This is a genomic window from Pseudomonas poae, from assembly GCF_001439785.1.
GTDB lineage: Bacteria > Pseudomonadota > Gammaproteobacteria > Pseudomonadales > Pseudomonadaceae > Aquipseudomonas > Aquipseudomonas poae.
On record NZ_JYLI01000025.1, the window covers coordinates 66,062 to 84,438 of the forward strand.

Annotated in this window: 9 protein-coding genes and 1 rRNA gene; 4 read left to right on the forward strand and 6 right to left on the reverse strand. The window is 63.0% G+C overall.

Annotation, left to right across the window (positions count from 1 at the left end; genetic code table 11):
* The first annotated feature begins 32 nt into the window (after positions 1 to 32).
* Together TU75_RS23640 and TU75_RS23645 are read left to right on the forward strand one after the other, a co-directional pair.
* Positions 33 to 1,433 carry an amino acid permease gene (locus TU75_RS23640; RefSeq protein WP_003230903.1) on the forward strand — a complete coding sequence of 467 codons (1,401 nt, stop codon included), beginning with the start codon at positions 33 to 35 and terminating at the stop codon, positions 1,431 to 1,433.
* A 129-nt stretch (positions 1,434 to 1,562) separates the two neighbouring features.
* A complete protein-coding gene (locus TU75_RS23645) occupies positions 1,563 to 1,907 on the forward strand; it encodes a cupin domain-containing protein (RefSeq protein WP_003230905.1) in 345 nt (114 codons plus the stop codon).
* 216 nt (positions 1,908 to 2,123) lie between these two features.
* On the opposite strand, the gene mmsB is transcribed toward TU75_RS23645, so the two are convergent.
* Both mmsB and TU75_RS23655 read right to left on the reverse strand, forming a co-directional pair.
* Complete coding sequence (mmsB, locus tag TU75_RS23650; protein ID WP_003230907.1) at positions 2,124 to 3,011, reverse strand: 3-hydroxyisobutyrate dehydrogenase; 888 nt, start codon at positions 3,009 to 3,011, stop codon at positions 2,124 to 2,126.
* A 15-nt stretch (positions 3,012 to 3,026) separates the two neighbouring features.
* Positions 3,027 to 4,544 carry a CoA-acylating methylmalonate-semialdehyde dehydrogenase gene (locus tag TU75_RS23655; RefSeq protein ID WP_060550305.1) on the reverse strand — a complete coding sequence of 506 codons (1,518 nt, stop codon included), beginning with the start codon at positions 4,542 to 4,544 and terminating at the stop codon, positions 3,027 to 3,029.
* A 130-nt stretch (positions 4,545 to 4,674) separates the two neighbouring features.
* Between TU75_RS23655 and TU75_RS23660 the strand changes: the two genes are divergently transcribed.
* Positions 4,675 to 5,622, forward strand: coding sequence for a LysR family transcriptional regulator (locus TU75_RS23660; protein WP_003230911.1), 948 nt, complete (start codon positions 4,675 to 4,677; stop codon positions 5,620 to 5,622).
* A gap of 102 nt (positions 5,623 to 5,724) precedes the next feature.
* Here the strand turns inward: TU75_RS23660 and recD are convergent, their stop codons facing one another.
* Genes recD through recC form a run of 3 tightly spaced genes read right to left on the reverse strand, consistent with a single transcriptional unit; the run spans position 5,725 to position 14,914 of the window.
* The gene (recD, locus tag TU75_RS23665; protein WP_060550306.1) at positions 5,725 to 7,797 is read right to left on the reverse strand and encodes an exodeoxyribonuclease V subunit alpha; all 2,073 of its coding nucleotides are present in this window, start codon (positions 7,795 to 7,797) and stop codon (positions 5,725 to 5,727) included.
* On the reverse strand, positions 7,794 to 11,468 hold the full coding sequence (gene recB, locus TU75_RS23670; protein WP_060550307.1) for an exodeoxyribonuclease V subunit beta: 3,675 nt from the start codon (positions 11,466 to 11,468) through the stop codon (positions 7,794 to 7,796). The genes recD and recB overlap by 4 nt, the downstream gene beginning before the upstream one ends.
* Positions 11,465 to 14,914, reverse strand: a complete 3,450-nt coding sequence (recC, locus tag TU75_RS23675) for an exodeoxyribonuclease V subunit gamma (RefSeq protein ID WP_060550308.1) — start codon at positions 14,912 to 14,914, stop codon at positions 11,465 to 11,467. Before recC ends, recB begins: the two co-directional genes overlap by 4 nt.
* A gap of 213 nt (positions 14,915 to 15,127) precedes the next feature.
* Between recC and TU75_RS23680 the strand changes: the two genes are divergently transcribed.
* Positions 15,128 to 18,196: an autotransporter domain-containing protein gene (locus tag TU75_RS23680; protein ID WP_414860466.1), complete on the forward strand. Its 3,069-nt coding sequence runs from the start codon at positions 15,128 to 15,130 to the stop codon at positions 18,194 to 18,196.
* A 73-nt stretch (positions 18,197 to 18,269) separates the two neighbouring features.
* Here the strand turns inward: TU75_RS23680 and rrf are convergent.
* A 5S ribosomal RNA gene (gene rrf / locus TU75_RS23685) occupies positions 18,270 to 18,377 on the reverse strand; the annotation flags it as partial.

The window sequence follows — 18,377 nt, forward strand, 5'->3', positions numbered from 1 at the left end:
CCTGCGGAACAACAAGTAGAAGGTAATGTTTAATGGCGGATGACACAGTTAACCCGGTGGGCCTCAAGCGTGGTCTGAAGAACCGGCACATTCAACTGATCGCCCTGGGCGGTGCGATTGGTACGGGACTGTTCCTCGGCTCGGCCGGGGTACTCAAGTCGGCGGGGCCGTCGATGATCCTGGGATACGCGATTGCCGGTTTCATCGCGTTCCTGATGATGCGCCAGCTCGGCGAAATGATCGTCGAAGAGCCGGTGGCCGGTTCCTTCAGCCACTTTGCCCATAAATACTGGGGCGGCTACGCGGGCTTTCTGTCGGGCTGGAACTACTGGGTACTCTACGTGCTGGTGGGCATGGCCGAACTGACGGCGGTGGGCAAGTACATCCAGTTCTGGTGGCCGCAGATTCCGACCTGGGTCAGTGCACTGGTGTTCTTCGCCGCCGTGAACCTGATCAACACCCTGAACGTGAAGATCTTCGGTGAGGCCGAGTTCTGGTTCGCGATCATCAAGGTGGTGGCGATCGTCGGCATGATCATGCTCGGCGGCTACCTGCTGCTCAGCGGCGGCGGCGGCCCGCAGGCGTCGGTCAGCAACCTGTGGAGCCACGGGGGGTTCTTCCCCAACGGCGGCATGGGGCTGTTGATGGCCATGGCGTTCATCCTGTTCTCGTTCGGTGGCCTGGAGCTGGTGGGTATCACCGCCGCCGAAGCCAGCGAGCCGCGCAAGGTGATCCCCAAGGCGATCAACCAGGTGGTCTACCGCATTCTGATCTTCTACGTCGGCGCGCTGACCGTGCTGTTGTCGCTGTACCCGTGGGACCAATTGCTGCAGACCCTCGGTGCCTCCGGCGACGCCTACAGCGGCAGCCCGTTTGTGCAGATCTTCTCGCTGATCGGCAACGACACCGCCGCGCATATCCTCAACTTCGTGGTGCTGACCGCGGCGCTGTCTGTGTACAACAGCGGCGTGTACTGCAACAGCCGCATGCTGTTCGGCCTGGCCGAGCAGGGCGATGCGCCCAAGGCGCTGATGAAGCTCAACAAGCAGGGCGTGCCGTTGCGAGCACTGGCGGTTTCGGCGCTGGTGACGCTGCTCTGCGTGGTGGTCAACTACGTGGCCCCCAAGAGCGCGCTGGAACTGCTGTTTGCACTGGCGGTTGCCTCGCTGATGATCAACTGGGCGCTGATCAGCATCACCCACATCAAGTTCCGCAAGGCCATGGGCGAGCAAGGCGTGACGCCGTCGTTCAAGACCTTCTGGTTCCCGTTCAGCAACTACCTGTGCCTGGCGTTCATGGTGATGATCATCAGCGTGATGCTGGCGATTCCGGGAATTCGCGAGTCGGTGTACGCGATGCCGGTGTGGGTGGGGATCATCTACCTGGCCTATCGGTTTCGGACAAGAAACGCAAACGCTGCGCCAGCACACTGATTGATGTGGGAAGGGGCGTCCCTTCCCCCACCTCATGCGCTTACAGACATCCTGATGTCGAGTTCAGACCACTGACGCAACGCCCGAGGCCTTAGGGTGCATCCTTCCATTCCCTGCCTCGGAGTCATCATGTCCAAGCCCATCACCGTACTGCGCGACACCCATCCCCTGCCGGTCCTGGACGCGTGCAAATGGGAGAAGCTTGAAGGCGACCCTCACACCGTCAACCTCAACGCCTACACCAGCGAAGACGGCAGCAAGATCATGGGCACCTGGATCTGCACGCCGGGCAAGTGGTACGTGGAGTACGTGAAGTGGGAATACTGCCATTTCCAGGAAGGCTATTGCGTGATCACGCCTGAGGGCATGGAGCCGATCCATTTGCGCGCCGGGGATATCTTTGTGGTGGAACCCGGAATGAAGGGCACGTGGGAAGTGGTGGAGACGGTGCGCAAGTATTTTGTGTTTGCCTGATACGCGTTGTGGTTGTGGCGAGCGGGCAAGCCCCAATGCCGTTCAGTTAAGCGCAGATTTCCTGTGGCGAGCAGGCTTGTCCTGCGTTGGGCTGCGCAGCAGCCCCAAAGCCAGGCGCTGAGCCGTATCAGGTACACCGCGTTTTGCTGGAGTGGGGGCGCTTCGCCCCCCCCAACGCGGGGCAAGCCCGCTCGCCACAAAGGCGCAAAAGCCCTGTTATTTGGGTTTGCGATAGCTGTTGATGATCGCCGAAAAGTCCTTGCCCCCTTCCCCACGCTGGCTCATCGATTGATACAACTGCTGGGCCACCGCGCCGAGGATCACGGGTTGCCTGGCCTGGCGCGCCGCTTCGGTGGCCAGGCCCAAGTCCTTGAGCATCAGGTCGGCGCCGAAGCCGCCGGTGTAACCGCGCGATGACGGCGCGGTTTCGATCACGCCCGGCCATGGGTTGTAGGTGTCCGAACTCCAGCAGCGCCCGGTGGAGCTGTTGATGATGCCGGCCAGCACCTGGGTGTCGATGCCAAGGGCGTCGCCCAGGGCCATAGCTTCGCTGACACCCACCATGCTGATGCCCAGCAAAAGGTTATTGCAGATCTTGGCGATTTGCCCGGTGCCCACCTCACCGCAATGCACAATGTTGCGCCCCATCTGCGCCAGCACCGGTTGCAGGGTGGCAAACAGCTGCGGCGTGGCGCCCACCATAAAGGTGAGCGTCCCGGCCTGCGCCCCACCCGTGCCGCCGGACACGGGTGCATCCGCCATCACCACACCGTGTTCGGCGGCAGCCGCCGCCACGTCACGCGCGGTCTGCGGGTCGATGGTGCTGCAATCCACCGCCGGCACGCCTTGGCCGATACCGGCGAGTACACCATCCTCATTGAGCCACACGCTGCGCACATGGGCAGCGGCCGGGAGCATGGTGATTACCAGTTCGGCGCCTTGGGCGGCGGCGCGCGGCGAGTCGCTGAGGGTGCCGCCCAATTCGGCGAGTTCCTTGAGCACGGCCTGGTTCAGGTCGAACAGGTTCAGCGCGTGGCCGGCCTTGATCAGGTTGCGGGCCATGGGTGCGCCCATGTTGCCCAGTCCGATAAATGCAATGTTCATGATCGTCTCCCCCACTCAGCGCAGGTTGATGGTGGTGTTGACGCCATCATTGACCGTGTCGTCGTCGAACCAGCGGCTGGTGACGGTTTTGGTCTGGGTGTAGAACTGCACCACTTGCTTGCCGTAGGGGCCGAGGTCGCCCAGCTTGGAGCCGCGCGAGCCGGTAAAGCTGAAGAACGGCACCGGCACCGGAATCGGAATGTTGATGCCGACCTGGCCCACGTCGATTTCGCTCTGGAACTTGCGCGCCGCCGCGCCGCTCTGGGTGAACAGGCCGGTGCCGTTGCCGAAGGGGTTGGCGTTGACCAGCGCGATGGCCTCGTCCAGCGTGGCGACTTCCAGCACCACCAGCACCGGGCCGAAAATTTCCTGGGTGTAAATCTGCATGTCCGTGGTCACGCCCGAGAACAGGGTCGGCCCGACGAAGTTGCCTTGCTCGAAGCCCGGCACCTTGATATCGCGGCCATCCAGCTCCAACGTGGCGCCTTCCTTCACGCCGCTTTCGATCAACGCCAGGATGCGCGCCTTGGCCCGCTTGGAGATCACCGGGCCGACATCCGTGCCCGCTTCACTGCCGGCATTCACCTTGAGTTTCTGCGCCAGCGCCTTGAGTTCCGGCAGCCATTGCTTGGCCGCGCCCACCAGCACCACCACCGAGGTGGCCATGCAGCGTTGGCCCGCCGCGCCGAAACCGGCACCCACCAAGGCGTTGAGGGTGTGTTCACGGTTGGCATCCGGCAGCACCACCGCGTGGTTTTTTGCGCCCATCATCGACTGCACGCGCTTGCCGTGTTTGCCAGCCAAATCGTAGACGTGGGTGCCGACGGCGGTCGAGCCGACGAAGGACACGGCCTTGATGTGTTCATGGGTGCACAGCGCATCCACCACGTCCTTGCCACCGTGCACCACGTTGAGCACGCCGGCCGGCACACCGGCTTCCAGCGCCAGCTCCACCAGCAGCATCGTGGACAGCGGGTCCTGCTCGGACGGTTTGAGCACGAAGGTATTCCCGCAGGCGATGGCCATCGGAAACATCCACAGCGGAATCATTGCGGGGAAGTTGAACGGCGTGATGCCGGCGCACACGCCGATGGGCTGGCGCAGGGTGTAGGTGTCGACACCGCCGGCAACGTTTTCAGCGAACTCGCCCATTTGCAGGGTGCCGATGGAACAGGCGTGCTCGACCACTTCCAGACCCCGGAAAATATCACCTTCGGCGTCAGCGATGGTCTTGCCCTGCTCGGCACTGAGGACAGCGGCGATGCGCCTGGACTGTTCGCGGATCAGGGCTTGCAGCTTGAGCATGATGCGCATGCGCGCGCCAATCGGGGTCAGTTTCCAGGTCTGAAAGGCGCGATGAGCAGCGTCGATGGCGGCATTGACTTCGTCAGCGGTGGCAAACGGGACTTTGGCCAGCACCTCTTGCGTCGCCGGGTTGACGATGTCTTGCCATTCGGTGGTGCCGGATTCGACCCACTCGCCGTCGATCAGCAGCTTGACGCGTTGCACGGAAATGTCGGTAGAGGCGTTCATGTGGTCTCCAAATCTTATAGTTATGCAGAGACAAGGCGCGTGAATCGCCTTGGAGGTGAGGCGTTCGGACTGTTTTTGGAGTATAGATGTGCAAATCTCTAATAAGAACGCACATAAAAGCCGGTCCAATATGCAAAAAAACATCACCTCACTGGGCTCCCTGAACTGGGATGACTTGAAGTTTTTCCTCGAAGTGGCCCGCACCCGCAAGGCCAGCGTTGCGGCCAAGCGCCTGGCGGTGGACTACACCACGGTATCGCGGCGCATTGCTTCGCTGGAAGTGTCCCTCGGCACGCTGCTGTTCGAAAAATCCCGCACCAACGGCTTCGTGCTCACCGCCGAGGGCCAGCGTTTGCTCGGTTACGCCGAATCCATCGAAAGCACCCTGCATATGGCCTGCGAGCAGGTGTCCGGCTCCGGCGTGGCGCTGTCCGGGCATGTGCGCATGGGCTGCACCGAGGGCTTTGGCAGCTTTTTCATCACGCCGCAGTTGAGCCACTTCGTCGACACCTACCCCGCCATCTCGGTGGACATCCTGCCCCTGCCCCACTTCATCAGCCTGTCCAAGCGCGAAGCAGACATCGTCATCGCCCTGGAGCGCCCGGAACACGGGCCCTATGTGTGCTGCAAACTGTGCGATTACCAATTGCAGCTGTACGCGACCCAGGACTACCTCGACCAGCACCCGCCGATCCAGCGTCCGGCCGATTTGGCCGAGCATCCGTTTATCAGCTATGTGGATGATCTGGCGTTCAGTTCAGAGCTGCTGTACCTCGCCAATGTGGTGCCAGGCGCCAGCGCCAGCTTGCGCAGCACCAGCGTGATCGCGCAGTACGTGGCGGCGCAGCAGGGCCGGTCGATGGCGATATTGCCGTGCTTTCTCGCGGCGCAGGATCCGCGCTTGCTGCCGGTGCTGGGGGAGCAGATTGCGATCACGCGGCAGTTTTGGATGTACTGCAGGGAGGACTTGCGCAAGCTCAAACGGATCACCCTGTTGTGGGATTACATCCGTGAGGTGACGGAGCAGAACCGAGGGTTGTTGATGGGGGAAACGCGGGAGATGAGGTTTGCCGATTAAATGTGGACAGGAGGCTTGCTCCCGATAGCTGTGAGTCAGTGACCTATCAGTGCCTGACACTCTGCTATCGGGAGCAAGCCCCCTCCCACACTTGATTGCATTTCAGGTTGAGATGGCTTCCGTGTCCTGACCCAGTTCCAGCATCAATCCGCTCAGGCGCTTGACCTTGCGCCGCACCGCTTCTTCGAACACACCGCCACGCGGTTCGATCAGGCTGAACCAGCGTTTGGCGCGGGTGATGCCGGTGTAGATCAGCTCTTTGGTGAGCACAGGGTTCAATGCATCGGGCAGGATCAGCGCGGTGTGGGTGAACTCGGAGCCCTGGGACTTGTGCACGGTCATGGCGTACACGGTTTCCACGTCGTTCAGACGGCTGGGCAGCACAAAGCGTACGCCGCCCTGGCCATCGTTGCGTGGGAAGGCCACGCGCAATACCTGCGGGCCGCCGTCACTTTCCGGCAGTTTCAGAGCGATGCCAATGTCGCCGTTCATCAAGCCAAGGCCGTAGTCGTTGCGCGTCATCAAGACCGGACGGCCTTCGTACCACTGCTCGTCGCCTTCGATCAGCTTCACTTTGCGCAAGGCGGCGGTGATGCGCAGGTTGAGGCCTTCCACACCCCACGGGCCCTTGCGCACGGCGCATAGCAGCTGAAAGGCATCGAAGGCTTGCAACAGTTGCTGCGCCCAGTGGGTCCAGGCGGGGTCGTCGCGCGGGGTGTCGAGCGGCGGGCGCGCAGACTGCAGCAGGTTCAGGTAGTAGCGATAGCCTTGGGCGCCGTCGCCCTGCCCGTCCAGCACCAGCCGCTCCAGAGCGTGGTCGTGCTCGCCCTTGAGGCTGACGCAGAACAGGTCGCTGTGGCTGCGCGCGGCCAACAATGCACGCGCCTGTTCGGCGTTTTGCTGGTTGACCCAGCGCGCCAGCTGGCCGATGCCGCTGCCTTCGCCGAAACGCCGCGAATAACGCAGCATCACCACTTGCTGCGCCAGCGGGTGGCTGGCGTCGAGGTCTTCCTGCAAGCCGCTGACACTGAGGTCTTCGCCGCTGACCGCTTGCAGCCACTGGCGCGTCTGCGGGCTGTACCAGCCGGCCTCGGCGTCGCGGCACAGGTCGCCCAGCACGGCGCCGGCCTCCACCGAGGCCAGTTGGTCCTTGTCACCCAGCAGCACCAGCCGCGCGTGGGACGGCAGTGCGTCGAGCAGGTTGGCCATCATTTCCAGGTCGATCATCGAGGCTTCGTCCACCACCAGCACATCCAACGGCAGCGGGTTGCCCAGGTGATGACGAAAGTGCCGAGTGCCAGGACGACTACCGAGCAAGCGGTGAACGGTGGTGACCTGGGTCGGGATCTTGTCCTTCACGCCCTGGGGCACGTTGAGCGACAGCACTTGCTGGCTGATGGATTCGGTCAGGCGCGCGGCGGCCTTGCCGGTGGGCGCGGCCAGGCGGATGCGCAACGGGCTGCCGGCCTCCACGGCGGGCGCCTGCAACAGCGCGAGCAGGCGCACCACGGTGGTGGTCTTGCCAGTGCCGGGGCCGCCGGTGACGATGCTGAACGCACCGCGTGTGGCCAGGGCACAGGCGAGTTTCTGCCAGTCGATCACGCCATCCGGCGGGGCTTGCTCGAACAGGCCATTCAAGCGCTGGGGCAAGTCGGCCGAGACGGTTTCTTGCGTGACCAGGCGCAGGCGCAACGCGGTATCGATGCGCCGCTCATAGGCCCAGTAACGGCGCAGGTACAGGCGTTTGCCGGCCAACACCAACGGCCGGCTGTGGGCAGACTCGTGGTCATCGCCGGCCAATGCGACCAAAGGACTGGCCGCCAGGGCCTGGCACCAATGGGCACCGTCGAGGCCGCCGAGCAGTTGTGATGGCAGCAGCATGGCGCCGGTTTGCAGGTCGCCTTCGGGTGGCAACGACAGGGCGAAATCCGGTGCCTTGAGGGTTTCGAACAGGTCCAGGCACACATGGCCGTGACCCAACTGGTGACTGGTCAAGGCCGCGGCCAGCAACACGAGGGGGTCGGCGCGTGGGTCGAGCTCATTGAGGAAGCCAACGAAGGCCTTGTCCAGCGCACGCAGCCAGCCGCGCTCGACCCAACGGTCGAGCAGTTGCAGCAGGTCGGCGGCGCGGCTCAGGGGTGCCAGTTCCTCCAGCGGTAGCGGCGACAGGCTCATAACAGCACTCCTTGTTCCCAAGCGGGTTCAGCCTTGGGCGGTATCGATTTGCCCTGGAACAGCAGGTCCAGGCCCTCGATCAGCTCACGCGGTGGCCGGGTGAAATACGCGCCCTGGCTGGCGGCCTGGGTGCCCCGCAGGAACAGGTACAGGGCACCACCGACATGCCGGTCGTAATCGTAATCGGGCAAACGGGCCTTAAGCTGGCGGTGCAAGGCCAGCAGGTAAAGGACGTATTGCAGGTCATACCGATGCTCAAGGATCGAGTGCTCCATGGCCTCGACGGTGTAGGCCGAATCGTCAGGGCCTAGCCAGTTGGATTTGTAGTCGGCCACGTAGTAGCGGCCCTCGTGTTCGAACGTGAGGTCGATAAAGCCTTTGAACATGCCATTGAGCAACACCGGTTCGGCAGCCACGCGGGACACGCCGTGGTGGGTGTGCTGACACACCAGCCTGTCGAGGGCGAGCACGTCGACCTTGTGGCTGGCGAACCAGAATTCCATTTCGATCTGGTAGTGCTGCAGGCCGCTGAGCATGACCTGATCGTTGTCCAGGGGCAGCGGCGTTTGCAACAAGTGGCCCAACCAGGCGCTGAGGGTGACGATCCAGCCTTCCCAGTTGCGGCGGTTACAACGCGCACCGACGGCTTTTTCGAGCGCCTGCGGGGTTACGTCAAAGCCTTCTTCACCGGCCCACTCGAGTAAACCGTGAAGGAAGGTCCCTGGGTTGGGCCCCCGTGGAAAACGGTGAATATCGCCGCCGGACGCGGCCACCTCGCGTGGGGCGTCGGGGTCGAGACGTTCGTCATCGAACAGCTTCTGGGCCTGGGGGCTCTCTGGCGCCTCCAGGGGAGCGGCGCTCATGCTGTCGCCAATGCGCAGAGCACTGTAAGACGCGATCCACCAGTTTTCCGCCGCCTTGCGCGTGGGCAGCAACGGCGCCAGCAAGGTGGCCTGGTTGCGCGGCGGGTGGAAGACATTGTCCCGTGGGTCCGGCACCTCGGTGTAGTGCACCGCCGGGCAGCCTTGCGCCAGGTCCAGCAACCAGCGCGCCAGCCCGGCGGACTCGCTCAGCGCGGCCCCCGCACCGAGCAAATAGCCGAGCGCCGACAGGTGCAGCACCGAGCTGCTGGTGTTGCCGCGCTTGAGGTCGGCGATGCCCAGCCAGCAAGCATGTTTGGCGCGGGTGAGGGCCACGTAGAGCAGGCGCAGGTCTTCGGCCAGGCGCTCGTCGTCGGCCTGGGCGATCAGCTCGGCGGTGGGACGCAGGCTGACCTGGGATCGACCCTGTTCATCGTGGTAATGCAGCGGCAAGCGGCTGCCATCCACCGGTTTGGCCGAGCAGATGAACGGCAGGAACACCAGGTTATATTCCAGGCCCTTGGACTTGTGGATGGTCACCACCTTGACCAGTTGCTCGTCGCTTTCCAGGCGCAGGATCTGCTCTTCACCGGCCTGACCGGACAGCGCCAGGTGTTCGGCCAGGTGACGGATCAGGGCCTGCTCGCCATCGAGTTCCGAGGCGGCCTGTTGCAGCAACTCGCTCAGGTGCAACAGGTTGGTCAGCACCCGTTCGCCGTCGCTGCGCGCGATCAGGGTTTGCGGCAATTTGAAATCGTGCAGCAAGCGACGCAGCATCGGCAGCACGCCCTGATTGCGCCAGATCGCGCGGTAGCCACGAAACTGCATCACGCGGGTTTCCCACGCCAGTTCGTCCTGATTCAGACGCTCCAGTTCCGCCAGCGACAGGTTCAAGGTGACGCAGGCCAGGGCGGCGCGCAGGGGGCGCTCGACGTCAGGCTCGGCGCAGGCTTTGAGCCAGGCCAGCAGGTCGTGGGCTTCCTGGGCGGCGAACACTGAATCCTTATCGGACAGGTACACACTGCGCACGCCACGGGCGGCCAACTCGGCGCGCACGGCTTGGGCTTCCTTGCCGTCGCGCACCAGGATGGCGATGTCTGACGGCAGCACGCCGTCGAAGCGGCCATCCTGGTGCCGGAACCCTGCGGTGCCTTGCTGCCCGCCGTTGAGCAGCTCGACAATCTGTGTCGCGCAGACAGCGGCGAGATGCTTGCGATAGATGACGTTGGAAATCGGCTGATCGGTGGGCAGGTGCCAGAGGTTCAGCGCCGGCAGCGTCTGACCATCGACCTGCATCTGTTCCTTGCGACCCTGGGCCAGCACCGCGTGGAACGGCACCGGGTTGTCGCCGTTGGACTCACGGAACAGAAACGCGCCACGGCCTGTTTCGGCACGCTGGAACACATGGTTTACCGCCTCGACCATGGCATGGCTGGAACGGAAGTTGGTGCCCAGCGTGTGGTGACGGCCGAGGGTGGATTTACGCGCGCGCAGGTAGGTGTAGATGTCGGCGCCCCGGAACGCGTAGATCGCCTGCTTGGGGTCGCCGATCAGGAACAGGCCGCTGTCGAGGTGGTTTTCTTCGATGCGGTAGATGCTGTCGAAGATGCTGTACTGCACCGGGTCGGTGTCCTGGAATTCGTCGATCAGCGCCACGGGGAACTGTTCGCGAATCAAACTGGCCAGACGCTCGCCACCTTCGGCTTGCAGGGCAGCGTTGAGGCGGATGAGCATGTCGTCAAAGCCCATTTCGGCGCGACGGCGTTTTTCTTCTTCAAACCGTTTGCCGACCCATCCGGCGGCGTGTTGCAGCACGGCGGCATCGGGGCTCGGCAAGGCGTCAAGAAGGGCTTTGAGGTCGGCCATGGCCTCAATGCCGGGGTGCTGCGGCGGCTCGCCTTTCCAGGCTTCAGCCATGCCGTCCGGAGTGAGCCGCGTGAAACCGGTGCCGATGTCCAACTGTTCCAGGCTCTCGTCGGCGGCCCAGGCGCTGATTTTTTCGAACCACGGTTCGAAATAACGGGCCTGCATCTTGCGGCCATCAACCGCTTTGGCGGCGACGGCTTGCAGGCAGATCTCACGCAATTCCGTTGCCCATTGTTGCCAGGGCGCCTTGAGGTGAATCAGCGCTTCACGGCGCTCCTGCAGGCAGGCGTTGATCAGCTCGGCGGGTTCGCGGGTGTCGTCGGCCGGCCGTTCGCTGCCGAACAGCGCGCGCACCCGTGGCATCAGGGCAGCCGGGCCGCCCCAGTGGGTGCGCACCCAGTTGAGCGCGTCGTCGTGCATGGGGTAGCAGAACAGCCGCCAGTAATCGCGCAGCACCTCGCCCAGCAGATCGCTGTGGTCGGTTTCCAGGGTCTGGGTGAACAGGCTGCCGCTGTCGAAGGCGTGTTCGCGCAGCATACGCTGGCACCAGCTGTGGATGGTCGAGACCGCCGCTTCGTCCATCCATTGCGCGGCGATGTCCAGGCGATTGGCGCAGGCAGGCCATAGCTCGGGCGGGTATTCGTCGCGCAAGTCGGCGATCAGGGCGTCCGGTTGTTCGATCTCGGTACGGAAGAAACGCGCAGCTTCGGCCAGGCGGATGCGGATACGCTCACGCAGCTCCTTGGTGGCGGCGTCGGTGAAGGTCACCACGAGAATTTGCGGCGGCAGCAATTCGTGACCGAAACCGGACGTTTCGCCACCGTGGCCGAGCACCAGGCGCAGGTAAAGGGCCGAGATGGTGAAGGTCTTGCCGGTGCCGGCGCTGGCTTCGATCAGTTGGCTGCCTTTGAGCGGGAACGCCAGGGCCAGGGGTTTACGGGTCATGCGCCGGCCTCTTCGCCAGTGAGTGATCGCCAGGGCGCAGTGATCAGCGGGCGATACAGGGTTTCGGCCCAGCCTTCGAACTCTTCGCTGGCGGTGAGCGCGGCGTAGTCGGGGAATTGCCGGGTGAGCGCCGGCGTTTCACGACGCTCGCCGTCGGTGGTGATGCCATCGCCTTCGTAGGCTTTGCTGGCGGCCGCCTGCGCCTTGGCCGGGTCGGTTTGGCCCAGCCAGGCAAACGCGGTTTTAACGGCAACCGGCAGTGGCTTGCTCATGCCAGTGTGCCAGGCCAGCAGCAGGTCGTTGAGCAAGCCTTGCGCGGTGGCTTTTTCCAGCGGGGCCAGCAGCAAGGTGTCGTCGCTGGCGACCAGGCCGGTGCTCAATGGCAGGCCACAGGCGCAGGCCACCAGATGATTGACCCAGGGCCGAATCAGGCGGTGCCACTTGCGTGTCTTGAGCGAGCCAATGCTGTTGGGGATGGTGGTGACGCTCAGTAACCCGCCATCGCTGCGCCGATGCAGGCCGCTGATCCAGCCGTCCAGTTGAATGCCCTGGTAGTCGACGCTGATGGGTTCCGCGCCGGTATGGGGGGTGGGCCAGAGTGCCAGCAATTGCTGATAGCGCTGCAGCAAGTCGGGCAACGGTTCGATCAACTCGTTGCGCAGGCATTCGCCGAAACCGACCATGGGCAGCAGGCCGCTGCCTTGCAAGCGCAGGGCCTGGGCGTTGAGGGCCTGGTCGAGCTGATCGGGTCGGGTCAGGGCGGCGTTGAGCAAACTGTCGCTCAGGCTGTAGCGCTGCAGGGCGTCGAGCACGAAGGGTTCTTCGTCCGCCAGCGGTACTTCGGCAGCTTCGAAGAACACTTTCAGACGCTGGCTGAAGAAATGTTTGACTGGGTTGCGCAAAAAATCCTGCAATTGGCCAAGGCTCAGGGGTTCTTCCTGCTGATGCGGTGCGAGTGCGCCTGCGATGGGGATTGCATCGGTCGACTGGTGCAGCATCTGCCATTCGCGGGCGTAACTGAACAGCGCGTCGCCTTCGTGGAAGTAGCGGGCGCTGAACGGTTGGAGCGGATGTTCCTGGGTCATGGCCTCCAGCAATGGAGCGTCCTGGATGTTGTGCCAGCCGCTGGCGATATGGTCGCGCAACTGGCCGATCAGCACCGAGGCCGGCCGGTCGCTGTTGTCGCGAATGCTGCGGCCGACCCAGCTGATATAGAGCTGGTCGCGGGCCGAGAGCAGGGCTTCGAGCAGCAGGTAGCGGTCGTCTTCGCGGCGTGAACGGTCGCCGGGGCGGTAGTCGCTGCCCATCAGGTCGAAATCCAGCGGCGGTTGCGCGCGCGGGTAGTCGCCATCGTTCATGCCGAGCAGGCAGACCAGCTTGAAGGGGATGGCGCGCATGGGCATCAGGGTGCAGAAATTGACGGCCCCGGCCAGGAAGCGCTGGGACAGCCGGCCTTGGTCCAGGCCAGCCAGCCAGGCTTCGCGCACCACGGTGAGCGGTAACTCGTCCTGCAGGCCGACGGACTCACAGGTTTCCAGCCAGGTTTCTCTCAGTTGTTCGAGTTGGCCGAGCAGGTAGTCGTCATGTTCGCTGCTGGCCAGGAAGAAGCGCTGCATCAGGCGCTGCAGGCGCTCGCCCCATACCCTCGGTGCCGCGGGCTGCGACAGAGCTTGATGGGCGTCATTGAGCGCGTCGAGCAGGGCCACCAGCGGGCCGATCAGGGCGGCATCGAGGCCGCCGATTTCGTCGTAGGGTTCAATGCCATCACAGGCCATACCCGTGCCGACCGCGTAGCCGAGCAGCATGCGACGCAGGCCGAATCGCCAACTGTTCTGCTCCAGCGCTGGCGGCAGGCCCAGGCCAGCGCGCTGTTCGGCGTTCAAGCCCCAGCGGATACCGGCGCCTTCGATCCAGCGATGCAGGGTGGGCAGGTCGCGCTCTTTGATGGCGAACCGCTCGCGCAGGGCCGGCACGTCGAGCAGGTCGAGGATTTCACTGACGGGGAAGCGGCTGTCGGGCAGTTTGAGCAGGTGCTCGACCGCGATCAGCAATGGATCGCGGCCGCGCTGGCCCTGGTCGGTGAGGGTGAAGGGAATGAAGCGTGGATCGCTGCGTTCGAGTTGGCCGAACACCGCGCGAATATGCGGCGCGTAGCTGTCGACGTCGGGGACCATGACGATGATGTCCCGAGGGCGCAGCGTGGGATCGGCACTGAAGCGCTGGAGCAGTTGATCGTGGAGGATTTCGACTTCGCGTTGCGCGCTGTGGGCGATGTGGAAGCGGATGGAGGTATCGCGCTGCAAATCGACCGCGGGCCACTTTTCGCGGGTTTCATTCAAGGGGCGCAGTTCGAGGATGTCGTCCTGGAGCTGGTTGAGCAGCGTGGTGGGCTCGCTCTCGCTGAACAAGTCGATGCGACCGTCACGGAACGCGGCGCGGTAGCTGTTGGGGTCGTCGTAACTGTCCAACAGGCTGATGTAGTCGCGCCCCTGTTTACCCCAGGCGGCGAGCAGCGGATGTGCGTGCTGGTGCAGGGTTTGCGGGTCGAGGGTGACGGGCATGCCGGCCTTGCGCGCCTGGCGTTTGTACTCGTTGCGCAGCAGGTCCTTGTCGGCAACGATGTCGGACCAATGATGGCGGCAAGGGTTGTGCACGCAGAGCAGCACCTGGCTGAACCGGGCCAAGCCGGCGAGGGCTTCGAGCGCCTGGGCGGGCAGTGATGAAATGCCGAAGACGATCACTCGGGAGGGCAGGCCTTTGGGCGCGTGCTCCAGGGTATTGATGCGCTCGATAAAGCGCTGATGCACGCCGGCGCGGCTTTGGGCCATGCCCTCCTCTCCCACATCCAGCAGCAGCGCGCGCCATAATTCGGCTTGCCAGCAGTTGGCGGGATTGAGCGGTTTGGACTCGCCTCGACCATTGCGTAATTGATGACGGCCGGCGGCCCAGTCTTCCAGCCAATCGGCGCGGTAGACCTGATACTGGTCGAACAGGTCAGCCAGGCGTTCGGCAAGTTGATAGCGTTTGCGCAGGTCGGTGTCTGCGGTCAAAAAACGCTGCAGCGGCTCGAAGTGTGGTTGGTCAATCAGCTCCGGCAGCAGGCGCATCAGGCGCCAGGTCAGGGGGGCTTTATCGAGCAGGGATTTGGCCGGGATTTCGTCGCGGCCCAGCACCATGCGATAGAGCTGCCACATGAAGCTGCCGGGCAGTTGAACGTCGATGGCGGCGGCGATACCGCAGCCCCCCATGTCGTCATCCTGTGGATCTTCAGCCAGGGCCAGCTTGAGCCATTGGGCGATACCGTTGCTTTGCACCAGCGCGATTTCGTTTTCCAGGGGCGCCAAGGGGTAACGGCGCATCCAACTGACCACCAGGCTGCGCAGCTCATCCAGGCGGTTGCCGTGAACCACCATGAACCCAGCGCTGAGGGACGTCGCATCCGGCATAACGGCTTCCTTGGGAAAAGCACAATCGAGGGGTGCGACTTTAGCACTGTGGACCGTTATTGGCGGGCTTGAGATGGTTTATGCCCGTTGAACCGCCACAAATGTGTCACTGCGCATACATGGGAGTGTAAAACCTGCTTGCTAGGGTCGGCGCCTTATCCAGATAGAGTGAAGGCGAAGGCTATGCGATCCAACACCCAGATTGCCCAGGTAATGGCGTCTTCATTACTCCTTTCATTGCTTGCCGTATCGGTTCAGGCAGCGAGCCGTGCGGGGGACAACAGCATCAACGGTGTCGACCTGCTCTCCGGATTCGGCACGCTGTGGACGACCGGCGCGACCTGGGACACCGGCACACCGACCGCGCTGGGTCAGGGATTGCTCAGGCGCAACCTGCAAATCGTGCTCGACCGCGCCAATGCCCGCACCCTCGCCCAGGAAACTGCTGCCTACTTCGATGATCGCCGTGACCAAAGTTACAGCGCCATCAGCGGGCTCGGTTCGTTGAGCACTGCCTACAAGGCAGGCGCCGGCGCCTTCACGACCATCACGCAATTCGACGACAGCAATAAAACCATCAGGTACGACGATAAAGGCAATGGCGCCGGCAGCTCGTCTTCGGCGCTGGGCAAGGTGGTCGATCTGGTCGGTGCGGTGCGCAACGACGCGTCTACCACGCCCACCAAATCCCACTATCTGTATCCGCGCCCCTGGCGGCAAAGCCTGGACGGCCAGAGCCTGGAGTTTGTGGTGCAGCCTTCGCTGCGCCCGGCCAAGAGCACGACGCCGGCGAGCGATTCGGGATTCCCCAGCGGCCATACCAACGCTGCGTATTTGTCTTCCTACGCACTGGCCTATGCGATTCCCGAACGTTTCAGCGAACTCATGCTGCGCGCCTCGGAAATCGGCGACAACCGTATTGAAGCGGGCATGCACTCGCCGTTTGACGTGATGGGTGGGCGCATCACCGCGACGTATTTTGCCATCGATAATCTGTCCAACCCGGCCAACGCTCAACTGCGCGCCGATGCGCGGACACAGGCACTGAAGTACTTCACTGCCCAGTGCGGCGGTGATGTTAATAACTGCATGGCGACCATCGACCCAGCCACTGACCGTACATCCCAGCATGCTCAGGACAAGGCGCTGTATACGTCGCGCATGACTTACGGATTCGACCCTGTGGGCGCGACCAACCTGGCTCCGGTCGTGCCGATTAACGCCGAAGTGCTGCTGGAAACGCGCTTTCCTTATCTGGACGCGAGCCAGCGACGCGAGATTCTGGCGACAACTGAAATTACCTCAGGCTATGCGGTGATTGATCAGTCTGGCGGCTATGGTCGATTGAACCTGTACGCGGCGGGCGATGGCTTCGCAGCATTCAACACCAACGTCACGGTGAATATGGACGCCAGCCTCGGCGGTTATAACGCCGTTGACGCCTGGCGCAACGATATCAGTGGCAGTGGTGCGCTGATCAAGAACGGCAGCGGCAACTTGATGCTGACCGGCAATAACACTTACTTGGGTGGCACGGTCATCAACGGCGGGGTGCTGACCGGTCACGCCCAGTCCTTCGGCAGTGGAGCGATCACCGATAACGCGACGCTGGTGGTTGATCAGTCAACCAACGATACCCTGGCCAACACGCTGGTGGGCAACGGTGCGCTGATCAAGCGCGGTGCCGGGTCGCTGAACCTGACCGGCAACAGCAGCCTGTCGGGTGCAACGACTGTTCAGGCCGGTCGCCTGGCCGTTAATGGCAACCTGGGTAACTCGCTCGTCAGTGTGCGGCAAGGCGCAACGCTGGGTGGCAACGGCACCGTGGGTGGCATCAATGTCGCTCAGGGTGGCGTGGTGGCGCCGGGCAATTCGGTCGGGCAATTGAACGTCAATGGTGACGTCAATCTTGCTCAGGGTGCGGTTTATCAGGTGGAGTCGGACGCTGCCGGCAATGCGGACCGCATCGTCGCCAGCGGCCGTGCGAGCCTCAATAACAGCACCTTATCGCTGGTTGAAGGCGGTAACTGGCTGGCCGCGAGCCGTTACTCGATCCTCTCGGCAGCCGGCGGCGTAAGCGGTGCGTTTGCCGCTGTACAAACCAACTTCGCCTTCCTCACCCCAACGTTGAACTACACGGCTACCGATGTGGGCCTGACACTTGACCGTAATGCGCAAAGTTTCTCGAGCCTGGCGACCACTCAAAATGCCAGGGCTGTCGCGCAAGGGCTGGACAGTGCGGGGGCAGGCAACACGCTATGGCGTCAGGTGGTACAGGATGACGCGCCGACGGCACAAGCTACATTCAAGGCGCTGTCCAATGAGCTGCATGCTTCAACGCAGACAGCGTTGATCGAAGACAGCCGGCTGGTGCGCAATGCCATGAATGACCGGTTGCAACAATCGCAGTCGGCGCAGGCATTCGGCAGTACGGCGCAAACATTGGTCGGTGATGCTTCGCGTGGCGTGGTGTGGACTCAAGCCATTGGCGCAACCGGGAAGACCGACAGCAGCCGTGACGTCGCCGGACTCGACACGCATACCAGCGGCCTGCTGCTTGGCGTTGATGTACCGCTCGATGATACGTGGCGCGTGGGCGCGCTGGCTGGCGTGAGCAACAGTAGTTTCAATCTGCGTCATGCGTCCGGCTCCACTGACAGCGACAACTATCACCTGGGCGTCTATGGGGGTGCCAAATGGGGCCAACTGGGGCTGCGCCTTGGCGCGGTGCGCACCTGGCACGACCTGACGGCCAAGCGCACGCTGGAATTGCCAGGCTCTTCCGAACACTTCAAAGAGGATTACAGGGCGGCGACCAACCAGGTCTTCGGCGAGTTGGGTTATTCCATCGAAATGGGTAACGCGCTGCTCGAACCCTTTGCCAACCTTGCGCACGTGCGACTGGACACCGATTCCTTCGATGAGAACAGCAACCTGATCACGCTGGAGAACAAGTCCCAGGACAATCACATCACCTTTAGTACTCTGGGCCTGCGTGCAGCCACTCATTTGAATGTTGGCAGCGTTGCGGTCAAGCCTAACGCCACGCTGGGTTGGCGTCGTGCCTATGGCGACGTGACGCCAGAGAGCCGTGCCGCCTTCAGCGGTGGCGGCACCTTCGAATTGGCCGGCACACCGATTGCCCGCAGTGCAGCAGTAATCGGCGTGGGCGTCGATCTGGGATTGAGCGATACCATGATCGTGGGCTTGAGCTATGACGGTCAGGTGAGCAGCAATGCATCAGATCAGGCATTGAATGCTCGGCTGACGTTGGCGTTCTAAGACTTAAGCGTGACTTTCCGATCGCCCAAAACAAAACCCCATCTGCTTTCGCAGATGGGGTTTCGGAATTTAATCTTGACGATGACCTACTCTCACATGGGGAAACCCCACACTACCATCGGCGATGCATCGTTTCACTGCTGAGTTCGGGATGGGATCAGGTGGTTCCAATGCTCTATGG

Bases quoted from the DNA above. Each gene is read 5' to 3' on its own strand.
- TU75_RS23640 (WP_003230903.1), top strand. From the start codon at position 33: ATGGCGGATGACACAGTTAACCCGGTGGGCCTCAAGCGTGGTCTGAAG.
- TU75_RS23645 (WP_003230905.1), top strand. From the start codon at position 1,563: ATGTCCAAGCCCATCACCGTACTGCGCGACACCCATCCCCTGCCGGTC.
- mmsB (WP_003230907.1), bottom strand. From the start codon at position 3,011: ATGAACATTGCATTTATCGGACTGGGCAACATGGGCGCACCCATGGCC.
- recB (WP_060550307.1), bottom strand. From the start codon at position 11,468: ATGACCCGTAAACCCCTGGCCCTGGCGTTCCCGCTCAAAGGCAGCCAA.
- TU75_RS23660 (WP_003230911.1), top strand. From the start codon at position 4,675: ATGCAAAAAAACATCACCTCACTGGGCTCCCTGAACTGGGATGACTTG.
- TU75_RS23680 (WP_414860466.1), top strand. From the start codon at position 15,128: ATGGCGTCTTCATTACTCCTTTCATTGCTTGCCGTATCGGTTCAGGCA.
- recC (WP_060550308.1), bottom strand. From the start codon at position 14,914: ATGCCGGATGCGACGTCCCTCAGCGCTGGGTTCATGGTGGTTCACGGC.
- recD (WP_060550306.1), bottom strand. From the start codon at position 7,797: ATGAGCCTGTCGCCGCTACCGCTGGAGGAACTGGCACCCCTGAGCCGC.
- TU75_RS23655 (WP_060550305.1), bottom strand. From the start codon at position 4,544: ATGAACGCCTCTACCGACATTTCCGTGCAACGCGTCAAGCTGCTGATC.